This is a genomic window from Intestinibacillus sp. Marseille-P6563 (assembly GCF_900604335.1).
GTDB lineage: Bacteria > Bacillota > Clostridia > Oscillospirales > Butyricicoccaceae > Butyricicoccus_B.
This window is the reverse complement of the sequence record NZ_UWOD01000001.1, coordinates 465,521-478,044: the sequence shown is the minus strand read 5'-3', so window position 1 is coordinate 478,044 and position 12,524 is coordinate 465,521. Positions and strand designations below refer to the sequence as shown.

Here is a 12,524-nt window from a genome sequence, read left to right as displayed (position 1 = left end):
CCAAAAGGTGCCTCCCGATAAGAAAACATCGTGGGGCAAGAGAGAAACGGTATAGCTTCGGCTATGCCGTTTTTCTCATTCTTGCCTTGATGAAGTGACTTTGGATACTTCCAGAGCTCCAATGCCCTTATAGTAGATGTCAATTTCCTGGGTGCGGTTCTTGCCCTTCGGATCGCTGGCAGCATGGACAACAATCTTCTCGACAAACTCATGCAAGATACATGGGGTCAATTCAGGAATTTCCGTATACCGTTCTACAACGGAGAGAAACCTTTCCACATTGGCACTTTTGCGTTCCTCTGCTTCGATTTCACCACGGAGGACAGCCGCTAACTCTTGAAGCTCATGCTGTTCTTTCTCGTAGTCAGCGGAGAGCTTTTGGAAACGCTCGTCAGAAAGTTTTCCTGAAATAGTATCCTCGTAGAGCCGTTTGAAAATGGTGTCCAGCTCTGCAATCCGCTTTTCGGCATCGGCCAATGTTTTCTGCCGTTTTGCCAAACCTCGGTTACGCTGGCGCATATCCGCATCCATGACCATCTTCACAAAATCGTCTTTGCGCTGTGATGCGAAGGAAACAATCTCGCGCAGATTTTGCAGAACTAATTCTTCCAGGATAACAGTTCGGATAGAATGTGTCTGCCCACATACATCACGGCTTTTCCGATAGCCGGAACACAGGTAATATTCCTGATCGCGCCGGAAATTGGTTGCCCTGCATTGGTACATGATGGAGCCGCAGTCGGCACAGAACATCATGCCGGAGAACATCCCCATTTCTCACATCTTTGTAGGGCGGCGCCGCGATTGCCTTGCGAGCCTTGCTGCATCGGCAATCGCCTCCGTCCAGATAGCTTCGTGGGTATTCTCAAAAATCTTCCATTCGCTTTCTGGATTGTGCAAGGTCTTTTTACTCTTGTAGGATTTTTTACGGGTTTTGAAATTAACTGTTTGCCCCAGGCATTCACGCCAACGGTCCATGATGTCGGCAATCGTAGAAGAATCCCAAGCGTAAGGAGAACCTTTCTTTGTGACATTGGTTGTTCTGCCCTTGCTCGCATAGTAAGCAGCCGGAGTAAGAATTTTTCTTTCCGTCAGTTTTCTTGCAATCTGCGAGGGTCCCAATCCGTCCATGATATAGAGACCAATTTCATAAACTACCTGGGCGGCTTCTTCATCCTTCACCCATTGCTTTTTGTCATCAGACGATTTCATGTATCCATACGGAGGCAAAACAGTCAAATGTTCTCCTGCATTGCCTTTCACTTTCATAACGGCACGGATTTTTTTGCTGGTGTCTTTGGCGTACCATTCATTGATGATATTGCGGAAGGGCGTAAACTCGTTGTCACCCTGAGTGCTGTCCACACCATCATTCACCGCAATAAAGTGAATATCATGTTCGGGAAACATGATTTCCGTATACATGCCGACTTGCAGATAATCACGTCCGAAACGTGACATATCCTTGATGATGACCCTCTTGACAAGGCCAGCCTCAATGTCTGCAATCATCTGCTGAAAACCTGGGCGGTTGAATAATGAGGTGTGATAGCGATAGCGGCAAAAAGCTAATAAAATCAATGGTTTTGCGGACAGCGGATAGACAGGGAATGTGTTAAAAACTGAATACGCACACAAGCGGCGTTACCTTAACCCCTTTTGGGGAGAAAGTAACGCCGTTTTTTTATGCCCGCAGGAAAGGAGGTACAGCCGGAATGTATTTCATAAAAGGCAAGCAGCGGGCATTTGAACTGCTCATGCAGCAGAAGCCGGGATTTGACCGCTATCAATCCGGTTGTGCCGGAGATGATGAAGATTGCGGCACTTGCCGTTTCTACCGCCCCGGGTGGAAATATGAGTTTTGCGTTTTCAAAGAGTGTCCCTATTGCCCCGGCAAAAGGACGCGGAAAACGCCCGCCAGCATGGACAAATAGACGGGCAAAAGCCCTTGTGTCATGCGGCTTTGCAGACGCGAAAACGGCAAAGGGCATATTGCAATACCAAAACAGCCGAAAACGGCTTTCTAATTGTCCACGCAGACCAAGAGAGGAAGTGAGGAAAAATGGCAGTTTTCAGAGTGGAGCGAAATACGGGATATACCGTTATGAGCAACCACCACTTGCGAAACAAGGAATTGTCCTTAAAAGCAAAAGGCTTGCTTTCGCAAATGCTGTCCTTGCCGGAGGATTGGGATTATACCCTTGCGGGCTTATCCCATATCAACCGGGAGAAGATCGACGCAATCCGCGAAGCGGTAAAGGAACTCGAAAAAGCCGGATATATCGTGCGCAGCCGGGAACGCGACGAAAAGGGACGCTTGCGGGGCGCGGATTACGTCATATACGAGCAGCCGCAGCCGCGAGAGCCGGAAGCAGCTACCAGCGTCGGACAGCCGCCTATATTGGATTTACCTGCGTTGGAAAATCCAACATTGGAAAATCCAACGTTGGAAAAACCTACGCAGGAAAAACCTACGTTGGAAAATCCAACGCAATTAAATAAAGATATATCAAGTAAAGAAAAATCAATTACTGATTTATCAAGTACCCATTCCTTTCCATTCCATTCCCTAAATCCCTTGCCCTTTGAGCAGGGCGAAGCGGCTTCGCCGCCGGAAAGGAAAAGAACGGAAGCGAAAAGCAATAGCGCAGTAGAGATTTACAGGGAGATTATCAAGGACAATATCGAGTATGACATTCTCATTCAAGACCCCAAAATGGACAAAGACCGCCTAAATGAGATTGTTGACCTCATGCTGGAAACCGTCTGCACAGCGCGAAAGACAATCCGTATTGCCGGGGACGACTACCCCGCCGAACTGGTGAAATCCAAATTTTTGAAGCTGAACAGCAGCCATATTGAGTTTGTTTTGGATTGCATGAGGGAGAACACAACCAAAGTGCGCAACATCAAGCAGTATCTAAAAGCGGTGCTGTTCAACGCGCCGAGTACCATTGACAGCTACTATACCGCCCTTGTCAATCACGACTTATACGGCGGCGAATGAGCATAGCCGCATTTTACCGGGAAAGGAGTTGATACCTTGCAGGAGGAAGTAACCCAAAAAACGATTGCCCTATACGTCAAAGTGGGAAAAGGCGCGGCGCGGCTTACCGAACAGGCGTTGCAGAAAGCAATCCAAAAGTTTTTGGAGCAGAAAAGCAAGCCCGCGCATGGGAAACAGACCATGCGGCAGCTTATGAAGCAGAACGCGGGTGTTTCCAACATCGAGATCACCGACAGCAATATTAAAGCCTTTGAGAGTACGGCGAAGAAATACAACATAGATTTTTCGCTGAAAAAGGTTAAGGGCGAGCAGACCCGCTACCTTGTGTTTTTCAAAGGCCGGGACGCAGACGTTATGACCGCAGCGTTTCAAGAGTTTTCCGCAAAGAAGCTGAACAGGGAGAAAAAGCCCTCTATCCGCAAAGCCCTTGCCGCTGCAAAGGACAAGGCAAAGCAGCTTAACGCCGCCCGCGACAAGGTAAAGAAAATGGACAGGGGGCGCGAGATATGAAGCAGATTAACTACAAAAAGCTAATACTTCCGAATATCCCCTATGTGTTCTTTGTCTATCTCTTTGATAAAGTCGGACAGGCGGTGCGGCTTGCCCCCGGCGCGGATATTTCCGCAAAGATACTGAATATCACGCAGGGATTTTCCGCAGCCTTTGAAAGTGCCTTGCCGAGCATTTACCCGCTGGATTTGCTTGTCGGCATTGTCGGCGCGGTGATTATCCGCTTGATTGTCTATGTCAAAGGGAAAAACGCGAAGAAATACCGCAAGGGCGCGGAGTACGGCTCTGCCCGATGGGGAAACGCCGAAGATATTAAGCCCTACATAGACCCGGAGTTTCAAAACAACATCATTTTGACACAGACGGAACGCCTTACCATGAACAGCCGCCCGAAGCAGCCGAAGTACGCAAGAAATAAGAACGTCGTCGTGATCGGCGGCAGCGGCAGCGGAAAAACAAGGTTTTTCGTCAAGCCGAGTGCGCCCGTAAGGGCGGTATAAATCCTACCTTGAGCAAGTAGTAGGTAAAAGTATCAAGCGGCATTGTGCCGCAACCTATCATTCCCCGTCTTACCCCAAAAGGGAAACCGGAGGGCGACCATAGCATGACGGAGGACACGGGGCGCTGAAGCCTCAGAAGCGCCGGCGTGACGGAATGAAAATCCACGTATGAGGATGGAAGCTAGACTGCTTGAATGACAGCCTGAAATCGGGACCAAGAGCGTACCCCTGACGTAGAGAGGTTGTACTCGTCAGTGTTCCTGACAGTCGCATTGTTTGGCTATGCGGCTGCTGATACTCGGAGCAGGTTCAGCCACGGGAAAGTGGAAAAAGGCGAACGTCACATACCGACAACGTGGAACGCTTGTTTATACCGTACTAAACGGGGATTGCCTAAAGTGAAATGCCGAAAGGCTATGAAAACGCTGAAATGCGGGGTTCTGAATATTCACCATGGCAACAGAGTTCCCATAGTAGTCTGCGGACGGGAAAGCCGTCTACATGGCAAAGGGGAACAGTGAATCATTTTCAAAACAGAAAGGATGGTGTGTGAGACACTATGAGAAATCCGATTCATGTCTTGAAAGTCCTTGAAGTAAAGGCAAGTGTAGGTAACCGCAAATGTGAAAGATTATATCGCAACCTATACAATCCAGAGTTCTATCTCCTTGCATATGCGAACATTGCGAAATCGCAGGGGAGCATGACGCAGGGGGTAGACGGGCAGACGCTGGACAACATGAGCCTGCCGAGAATTAACCGGATTATTGAATCCATACGCAACAGGACATATCAGCCAAAGCCTGCAAAAAGAAAGTACATTCCTAAAAAGAACGGGAAACTTCGCCCGTTGGGAATCACTTCTACTGATGATAAGTTAGTGCAGGAAGTGGTCAGAATGATTCTTGAAGCAATCTATGAGCCGACATTCAGCAACAATTCACACGGTTTCAGACCAAAAAGAAGCTGTCACACGGCACTTACGCAAGTGAAGAAAAACTTCACAGGTGTTACATGGATTGTCGAGGGAGACATTAAGGCGTGCTTTGATAACTTCGACCATCATGTGTTGGTTGAATTACTGCGGAAAAGGATTTCAGACGAGGCTTTTATCGGTCTAATCTGGAAGTTCCTGAAAGCCGGATATATGGAACAATGGCAGTACAACTGCACCTACTCCGGTGTTCCGCAGGGCAGCGGTATCAGTCCGATATGTGCAAACATCTACCTCAGCGAACTGGACAACTATATGCAGGAATACAAAGAAAAGTATGATTGCGAGCCAGAACGCAGAAGGACGACCAGAGAATACGAGCGGGCGTCCCGGAGATACAGAAAGGCACGTAAAGCGTTAATGGGCGCAGAAAAATCAACTCCTGAACTGGTAAAAGAATTTAAGGATTCCAGAAGGAAGAAGATGAATCAGCACTATTACAATCCGTTTGAGGAAGGCTTCAAGAAAATCCAGTACAACCGTTACGCCGATGATTTTGTAATCGGCGTTATCGGCTCCAAAAAGGACGCAGAAAAAATCAAGGAAGATGTAAAAATCTTTCTCCAAGAAAAACTGCATTTGGAAATGTCCGAGGAAAAGACGAAAGTCACCCATTCCAGTAAGCCGGTACGCTATCTGGGGTACGATTTCAAAGTAATCCATTCCAAGAACATGAAGCGTTGTAAAAACGGCGACATGAAACGGGTGTGGTATGGAAAAGTATTCCTGTATATGCCGAAAGAAAAATGGATTAAAAAAGCGATGGAACGGGGAGCGATACAGGTGAAACGCAACAATGACACAGGCAAAGAAATGTGGCGGCCTATGCCAAGGAAAGACCTGATGAACCGCAGCGACGCAGAGATTGTGTCTACTTTCAATTCCGAAATTCGAGGGTTATATAACTTCTATCGGATAGCAGAAAACGTAGGCGCATTGCACAAGTATTACTACATGGTGCGGTACAGCATGTTAAAAACTCTGGCAGGAAAGCACAGAACGAATGTCAGTGTTATTAAGAAGCGGCACATGGTAAACGGAGTACTGAGAATCCCATACGATACAACTAAGGGACGTAAATACTGCGAATTTTACCATGATGGATTCAGAAAGCACAGCGACGGCTATGACAATGTGGCAGACGTTATGCCGAGTTATAGGAAATATGACAGCAGGCACACGATAGTAAACCGCATAAAAGCCGGAGTATGCGAGATTTGCGGGGAACATGCAGACTATTTATGTATGCACCACGTAAGAACGCTGAAATCGCTGAAAGGCAGGGATATATTTGAGCAGAAAATGCTGAAAATGAGAAGAAAATCTCTGGCTCTCTGCCCTGACTGCTTTGAACTCTTACACGAAACCAAAGAATCAAGGTGATTCATGGAAAGCCGGATACGCTGAGAGGTGTACGTCCGGTTTGGGAGGCGGCTCCCTGAAACCTACTGATGAAAGTCAGCAAGGCGCAGGGTGCCTACCTCATATTTAATGCAGCTTCATTCCTCTTACGTCTTGACAGACCCGAAAGGTACGGTTTTGATTGAGTGCGGGAAGCTGCTGCAACGGGCGGGCTACCGCATTAAGGTACTGAATACGATTAACTTCAAAAAATCTATGCACTACAACCCCTTTGTGTATATCCGCAGCGAGAAAGATATTTTGAAGCTGGTAAACACGTTGATAGCGAATACCAAAGGCGAGGGAGAAAAAAGTGCGGAGGATTTTTGGGTAAAAGCGGAAAGGTTATTGTATTGCGCATTGGTTGGCTACATCTGGTATGAAGCCCCCGCCGAGGAAATGAACTTTATTACCCTGTTGGAACTTATCAACGCCAGCGAAGCCCGCGAGGACGACGAGGAATATCAAAGCCCCGTCGATCTGCTGTTTGCCGACTTGGAAGAACGCGACCCCGACCATTTCGCGGTGAAGCAGTACCGAAAATATAAATTGGCGGCGGGTGTTGTATGCTTTAAGAGACTTATTCATCACGATATGAGTAAGTCTCTTAAAACATATAAGGCTACAAAGCAGAAAGGAGACCCCCATGAGCAAACAGAAAATAACCGCCCTGTATGAGCGTTTGAGCCGTGACGATGAACTGCAAGGCGAGAGTAATTCCATATCCAATCAGAAAAAATTATTGGAGGAATACGCCGCACAGCAAGGCTTTACAAACTGTGTCCACTTTACGGACGATGGAATAAGCGGGACTTGTTTCGATAGACCCGGCTTTCTTGATATGATGCGGCAAGTCGAAGCCGGAAATGTGGACTATCTGTGCATTAAGGACATGAGCCGTCTGGGGCGTGATTATCTCAAAGTCGGTCAGATTATGGAGATTTTACGCCAGAGAGGTGTCCGTCTCATTGCCATCAATGACGGTGTGGACAGTGCCAGAGGAGACGATGATTTTACCCCTTTTCGCAATATCATGAACGAATACTACGCCAGAGACACAAGCCGCAAAATCAAGTCCACTTTCAAGACCAAAGGCATGACAGGCAAGCATCTGACAGGGACGGTCATTTATGGTTATCTCTGGAATGAGACGAGAGACCAATGGATTGTTGATGAATACGCCGCCGAGGTTGTCAAGCGTATTTTTGCTATGACGATTGACGGCTACGGACCGTATCAGATTGCAAAGAAGCTGTCCGAGGACAAGATACTCATTCCCTCTGCCTACCTTGCACAGCATAACGAGGGCGTGAACAAAAACAAGACTTTCAAGGATGTGTACGGTTGGGGTTCTTCCACTATCGTCAATCTGTTGGACAAGCGTGAATATCTCGGTCATACCGTCAATTTCAAGACCCGAAAGCACTTTAAGGACAAGAAAAGCCATTATGTCCCGGAGGACGAATGGACGATTTTCGAGAATACCCACGAAGCCATTATCAGCCAAGAGACTTTCGACCTTGCACAGAAAATCCGAAGCAAGGTCAGACGATACCCCGATGGATGGGGCGAAGCTGCTCCCCTCACAGGCTTGCTCTACTGTGCCGATTGCGGCGGCAAGATGTATGTCCACCGCACTAACAACGGCAAGCGTATCTCTCAATACACTTGCTCACAGTACACAAAAGTCCCTTGTGGAACGCTCTGCAAGACACAGCACCGTATCAATGAAGATGTGGTACTTTCCCTTGTCTCCGATATGCTCCGAGCCATAGCCGAGTATGCAAAGCATGAGCGAGCCGAGTTTGTCCGAGTGGTACAAGAAGCACAGTCCAGTCAGCAGACAAGCGAGGTCAAGAAGCAACGCACAAGGCTTGCTACGGCAAAACAGCGTGTTTCAGAACTGGAAGTTTTGCTCTGTAAAATTTATGAGGACAATGTATTGGGCAAGCTCCCCGATGCCAGATATGCCGTTCTGGATGCACAGTACGCAAAGGAACAGGCGGCACTTACCGCCGAGATTGCAACACTTGAAAAGGCTGTCGGAGATTATGAGAAGCATGAGAAATCCGCAGACCGCTTTATCGCTCTGATTGACAAGTATCAGAACTTCGACAAGCTGACAAATACCATGCTCAATGAGTTTGTCGATAAAATCCTTGTCCATGAGCGAGCCAGAAAAGGCAGTCGAGAGACTACGCAAGAGGTTGAAATCTTCTTTAACTTTGTCGGGCGTTTCGTCCCTCCGGCATTTGCCGAAGTGGAGCTTACACCGGAAGAATTAGAGGAAATCCGCAAGCGTGAGGAACGCAAGGACAAACTTCATCAGAACTACTTGAAGCGTAAAGCCAGCGGTGCCCAGAAGCGTTATGAGGACAAAATCAAGGCGGCAAAGAAAGCCGAGATGGACGAAAAGAAAAATGCCATTCGAGCCGAGGATATTGCAAGGGGCGTATTTATCCCTGTCAGCAATCTTCCGAAGCGAGAACCACAGAAAGGAGCTATCACAGCATGAACGAACTGAAAGCGAGAATCCATGAAAACGGCATTGACTATGTCCTTGTGGGAGATTACTATGTGCCGGATTTGAAGCTGCCGGAGGAAAAGCGACCTATCGGGCATTGGGGCAGACTTCACAAAGCCTATTTGCAGAACTACCGCCCCACCGTTTACAACGAGCTTGTTTTGTCCTGTCGGCTTCATTCCGTCCTTGCGGATCTGAACGAACAGGCAAATGACCGCTTCTCTCTGATTATGGAGCAGATGGCAAGAGCCGAGGGCGTGACAGAGCAAATGAAAGCGGAAAATCAGATGTTGTGGGTGCAGTCTATGAACTCTATCCGCAACCGAGCCGAGGAAATTGTCAAGCATGAAATGATTTACTGCCATTATAGCGGAGGGGGTGATTAAATGATTATGGAAGCGATTTTCGGCGGCGATATGTACCCATTGGAGAACATTGTACCGCAACAGGACGGCTACAAGGCAGAGGTCAAAGCCATTGCCGACCTTATGGACGAACTGGCGAACAGGTTTTCAAAAGCTGACTTTTCCAAAGTGGAGGAGCTTCATCAGCGAATGACGATTATTCAGCAGTACGAAAGCACCGAGCATTTTAAGTGCGGACTGTCCACAGGATTGCTACTTATGAAAGAAGCCTATGAATATCCACTCAATCCCAAAGAGGATTAAAAAAACAAGGTCTGAACCCGACAATTTAATACCGTAATTCAAGCGGCAAGTGTTTCGTTCTTCGTGAAATGCTTGTTGCTTTTATTAACCTTAAATCTTAATCTTTCAAGGAGGAACCCACTATGAATATGAACATCAATGAAAAGAAAGCTCTTTATGCTTTTGGCTGTCCGAATCGAGAAGCGACCGTTCAACGCTTGCGTCTTGTGGCTGCACTTGCTCCCGACCCTGCGGCTAAGAAGCTGTTTTTCGCTCTGGCAGTCAAGTTGAATGACAAGGACTGTGACCGTTGGTATCGCTGTTTCTTCTACAACATGAGGGTGGAAATGGAACGCTTTGCTCACCACAAGTATGTGCCGGACAGCTATCCTGTTCCGATTATGGAGGGGCTTTATGAGTAAGCTGACGAAGTATGAGAAAGAAACAATCGTCCTGTTTAATGAAGCAGACGAAGAAGCTCATATCCAGACTTACAATGCCGGACTTCGGAAACGCCTTGAAGCGTTCAGCAAGAAGTACCCCGACCTCTGCCGTTTGGATATGAGTATGGGGCAAGGCGGTGTGTCCTATTGGATTGACAAGTCCAGATTGTCTATCCGCTTTCAGCCGCCCATGAGCGAGGAACGCAGACGAAAAGCAAGCGAATTGGCGAAGCAAAACGGTTTTAACGGTCAGAACGGATAATGTAGCTTTTCGGGTCTGTTTGCGGTCAAAATGTCGGGTCTGTACCCGATGTTTTGACTGTTACATATCGTCAAGGTATAAAGTCCTTACCTACCCAAAAAAGGAAAAGTATGCGTTATGGAGCTAATATGAACTACGAATTTACCGCAAGAGTGTTGATTTATTCACACTTGCGTGATATAATAATAGAATATGTAAGCACAAGGAGGGTAAGCTATGGCGGTAACATATAAAAAGTTGTTTCATTTAATGATTGACAAGGGTATGAGCAATGCGGAATTGATGGAACAGGCAGGTTTTAGTGCCAACATCATAACCCGATTGAAACGAGATAATTACCTTTCCCTTGACACCATCGAAAAGATATGCAACACACTCCATTGCGGAGTTGATGATATTCTTGAATTTATACCTAACGAAAAAGGCAATGATGCCAGAAATCCTTTCAGCAAGGAGAATACATGATGAGTAAATTATTATTAGTGGAGGATGACCAAAGTATCGTATCCTCATTATCGGACTATTTAGGAAATGAAGGGTTCAAAATCGAAAGTGCTTCCGGGCAAAAAGAAGCAATAGAAAAATTGGATAACGACCAATACGATATAGCCTTGGTGGATATTCAATTATCAAATGGAAATGGCTTTTCTGTTTGTTCTGCAATTAAAGAAAGAGGAACTATGCCGGTTATTTTCTTAACGGCGTCTGATGATGAATATAGTGTTGTGGCAGGACTGGACATGGGAGCTGACGATTATATCAGTAAACCATTTAGACCAAGGGAGCTTCTTTCAAGGATCAACAGCGTATTAAGGAGAACTAAGAACACGCAAAACATTATCAGCTACCATGACTTAGTTGTGGACACAAATCAAGCAACCGTGGTAAAAAACGGAACAGAGATTTTATTGTCTGCTATGGAATATAAGTTGCTGTTAGTCTTTTTGCGTAACAAAGGTATTGTCCTTTCTCGCAGAAGATTGTTGGAGCTTTTATGGGACACTACCGGAGAGTTTATCAATGATAATACGCTGACTGTTTACATGAAAAGGCTGCGTGACAAAATTGAAACAAATCCACAGGAGCCGGAAATCATAATTACCGTTCGTGGGCTTGGCTATAAGGTGGGTTGATATGGACTTTATCAGAAATAAAGAAGTTAAAAGGCAGATTGTTGTCAGCAGTATTCTTATTCTATTTTGGGGCGGCATTGGCATTATCGTTGATAGCAAAGCTGTGTGGATTGTTCTGTCGGCTATCATTTCATCAAGTGCAGTTTCCCTCTTTTTTACATATCAGAGATACAAGAAAATTGCTGATTTTAGTTTGCATATTGATAGGCTGCTGCATGGAGATGAAACGATTTCTTTTGGGCAGTTTCAAGAAGGCGAATTATCTGTTTTACATGATGAAATATCTAAGATGACAAGACGACTTATTGAACAGGCAGAAGCTCTGAAAATGGAGAAAGGTAATTTGGCGAATGCTTTAGCCGATATTTCACATCAATTAAAAACACCTTTGACATCGCTGAATATCCTAAATGCTTCTCTGTGTAATGAGGAACTGACTGACGAAGAAAGGTATGAGCTGATCCGCAAACAGACTATGCTCTTATCAAGAATGGAGTGGCTGATAGCCACACTTCTGAAAATATCCAAGCTGGATGCAGGAACGATTACTCTAAAGCCACAGGAGATATACTTAAAAGATGTGGTAGAAAAAGCAATTCGTCCTCTGGAGATTGCGGCAGAATTAAAAATGCAGACAATAACGCAAGTGATTCCGGCAGAACTGAAACTTGCTCTTGATGCTGATTGGACTGCTGAAGCCTTGGGGAATGTAATTAAAAACTGTATCGAACATTCACCAGAGAGCAGCAGTATTGAAATCAAGGCAATAGAAAGACCTCTTTTGACACAGATCATTATAGCGGATAATGGAGCAGGTTTTCGGAAAAAGGATATACCGCATCTATTTGACCGATTTTATCAAGGAAGTGGCTCTACAATCGGTAATGCCGGTTTGGGGTTGGCTCTGGCAAAAACAATCATCGTCAATCAGGGCGGCGTCATCCAGGCGAAAAACCGGAAGTCAGGCGGTGCAGAATTTGAAATCTGCTTTTATCGGGGGACTGCTTAATGCAGCCCCTTTTTAAGTGACATTTTTGTAATGAAAAAGTAATGAAGCAGTCACTTGGCTTTGCTATACTGAATTGCAAAAATATATGGAGGAA

14 protein-coding genes and 2 pseudogenes are annotated in these 12,524 nt (G+C 46.1%); 14 read left to right on the top strand and 2 right to left on the bottom strand.

The window, feature by feature from the left end; all coding sequences use genetic code 11:
- Positions 1-75: 75 nt before the first annotated feature.
- Both EFB11_RS02450 and EFB11_RS02445 read right to left on the bottom strand, forming a co-directional pair.
- Entirely contained in the window at positions 76-774 is a 699-nt protein-coding gene (locus EFB11_RS02450) for a DUF4368 domain-containing protein (protein ID WP_122788770.1), read from the bottom strand.
- 3 nt (positions 775-777) lie between these two features.
- A complete protein-coding gene (locus EFB11_RS02445) occupies positions 778-1,638 on the bottom strand; it encodes a recombinase family protein (protein WP_164706559.1) in 861 nt (286 codons plus the stop codon).
- A gap of 77 nt (positions 1,639-1,715) precedes the next feature.
- Here EFB11_RS02445 and EFB11_RS02440 point away from each other — a divergent pair, with 77 nt between their 5' ends.
- The 14 genes and pseudogenes from EFB11_RS02440 (at position 1,716) to EFB11_RS02370 (ending at position 12,430) form a co-directional block, all read left to right on the top strand.
- A complete protein-coding gene (locus tag EFB11_RS02440) occupies positions 1,716-1,934 on the top strand; it encodes a hypothetical protein (protein ID WP_058118389.1) in 219 nt (72 codons plus the stop codon).
- Positions 1,935-2,062: 128 nt separating this feature from the next.
- Positions 2,063-3,007, top strand: a complete 945-nt coding sequence (locus EFB11_RS02435; protein ID WP_058118388.1) for a DUF6017 domain-containing protein — start codon at positions 2,063-2,065, stop codon at positions 3,005-3,007.
- A 36-nt stretch (positions 3,008-3,043) separates the two neighbouring features.
- Positions 3,044-3,517: a PcfB family protein gene (locus EFB11_RS02430; protein WP_002604484.1), complete on the top strand. Its 474-nt coding sequence runs from the start codon at positions 3,044-3,046 to the stop codon at positions 3,515-3,517.
- A pseudogene (locus EFB11_RS02425) lies at positions 3,514-3,996 on the top strand (hypothetical protein); the annotation flags it as partial. The gene EFB11_RS02430 and the pseudogene EFB11_RS02425, both read left to right, overlap by 4 nt.
- 580 nt (positions 3,997-4,576) lie before the next feature.
- On the top strand, positions 4,577-6,394 hold the full coding sequence (locus EFB11_RS02415) for a reverse transcriptase domain-containing protein (RefSeq protein WP_122788768.1): 1,818 nt from the start codon (positions 4,577-4,579) through the stop codon (positions 6,392-6,394).
- Positions 6,395-6,499: 105 nt separating this feature from the next.
- Positions 6,500-7,015, top strand: a pseudogene (locus tag EFB11_RS17485) (type IV secretory system conjugative DNA transfer family protein); the annotation flags it as partial.
- 43 nt (positions 7,016-7,058) lie between these two features.
- Positions 7,059-8,927 carry a recombinase family protein gene (locus EFB11_RS02405; protein WP_055163286.1) on the top strand — a complete coding sequence of 623 codons (1,869 nt, stop codon included), beginning with the start codon at positions 7,059-7,061 and terminating at the stop codon, positions 8,925-8,927.
- On the top strand, positions 8,924-9,322 hold the full coding sequence (locus EFB11_RS02400) for a TnpV protein (protein WP_055163287.1): 399 nt from the start codon (positions 8,924-8,926) through the stop codon (positions 9,320-9,322). The genes EFB11_RS02405 and EFB11_RS02400 overlap by 4 nt, the downstream gene beginning before the upstream one ends.
- On the top strand, positions 9,323-9,604 hold the full coding sequence (locus EFB11_RS02395) for a DUF6809 family protein (RefSeq protein ID WP_055163288.1): 282 nt from the start codon (positions 9,323-9,325) through the stop codon (positions 9,602-9,604).
- A gap of 122 nt (positions 9,605-9,726) precedes the next feature.
- Positions 9,727-10,005 carry a hypothetical protein gene (locus EFB11_RS02390; RefSeq protein WP_070101529.1) on the top strand — a complete coding sequence of 93 codons (279 nt, stop codon included), beginning with the start codon at positions 9,727-9,729 and terminating at the stop codon, positions 10,003-10,005.
- Complete coding sequence (locus EFB11_RS02385) at positions 9,998-10,288, top strand: hypothetical protein (protein WP_055163289.1); 291 nt, start codon at positions 9,998-10,000, stop codon at positions 10,286-10,288. Before EFB11_RS02390 ends, EFB11_RS02385 begins: the two co-directional genes overlap by 8 nt.
- Before the next feature lie 216 nt (positions 10,289-10,504).
- Positions 10,505-10,753, top strand: coding sequence for a helix-turn-helix domain-containing protein (locus tag EFB11_RS02380; RefSeq protein ID WP_055163290.1), 249 nt, complete (start codon positions 10,505-10,507; stop codon positions 10,751-10,753).
- Complete coding sequence (locus EFB11_RS02375; protein ID WP_055163291.1) at positions 10,753-11,421, top strand: response regulator transcription factor; 669 nt, start codon at positions 10,753-10,755, stop codon at positions 11,419-11,421. Before EFB11_RS02380 ends, EFB11_RS02375 begins: the two co-directional genes overlap by 1 nt.
- 1 nt (position 11,422) lies before the next feature.
- Positions 11,423-12,430, top strand: a complete 1,008-nt coding sequence (locus tag EFB11_RS02370) for a sensor histidine kinase (RefSeq protein WP_055163292.1) — start codon at positions 11,423-11,425, stop codon at positions 12,428-12,430.
- Positions 12,431-12,524 lie beyond the last annotated feature (94 nt).

Bases quoted from the DNA above. Each gene is read 5' to 3' on its own strand.
- EFB11_RS02450 (WP_122788770.1), bottom strand. From the start codon at position 774: ATGGGGATGTTCTCCGGCATGATGTTCTGTGCCGACTGCGGCTCCATC.
- EFB11_RS02440 (WP_058118389.1), top strand. From the start codon at position 1,716: ATGTATTTCATAAAAGGCAAGCAGCGGGCATTTGAACTGCTCATGCAG.
- EFB11_RS02435 (WP_058118388.1), top strand. From the start codon at position 2,063: ATGGCAGTTTTCAGAGTGGAGCGAAATACGGGATATACCGTTATGAGC.
- EFB11_RS02415 (WP_122788768.1), top strand. From the start codon at position 4,577: ATGAGAAATCCGATTCATGTCTTGAAAGTCCTTGAAGTAAAGGCAAGT.
- EFB11_RS02405 (WP_055163286.1), top strand. From the start codon at position 7,059: ATGAGCAAACAGAAAATAACCGCCCTGTATGAGCGTTTGAGCCGTGAC.
- EFB11_RS02400 (WP_055163287.1), top strand. From the start codon at position 8,924: ATGAACGAACTGAAAGCGAGAATCCATGAAAACGGCATTGACTATGTC.
- EFB11_RS02395 (WP_055163288.1), top strand. From the start codon at position 9,323: ATGATTATGGAAGCGATTTTCGGCGGCGATATGTACCCATTGGAGAAC.
- EFB11_RS02390 (WP_070101529.1), top strand. From the start codon at position 9,727: ATGAATATGAACATCAATGAAAAGAAAGCTCTTTATGCTTTTGGCTGT.
- EFB11_RS02385 (WP_055163289.1), top strand. From the start codon at position 9,998: ATGAGTAAGCTGACGAAGTATGAGAAAGAAACAATCGTCCTGTTTAAT.
- EFB11_RS02380 (WP_055163290.1), top strand. From the start codon at position 10,505: ATGGCGGTAACATATAAAAAGTTGTTTCATTTAATGATTGACAAGGGT.
- EFB11_RS02375 (WP_055163291.1), top strand. From the start codon at position 10,753: ATGAGTAAATTATTATTAGTGGAGGATGACCAAAGTATCGTATCCTCA.
- EFB11_RS02370 (WP_055163292.1), top strand. From the start codon at position 11,423: ATGGACTTTATCAGAAATAAAGAAGTTAAAAGGCAGATTGTTGTCAGC.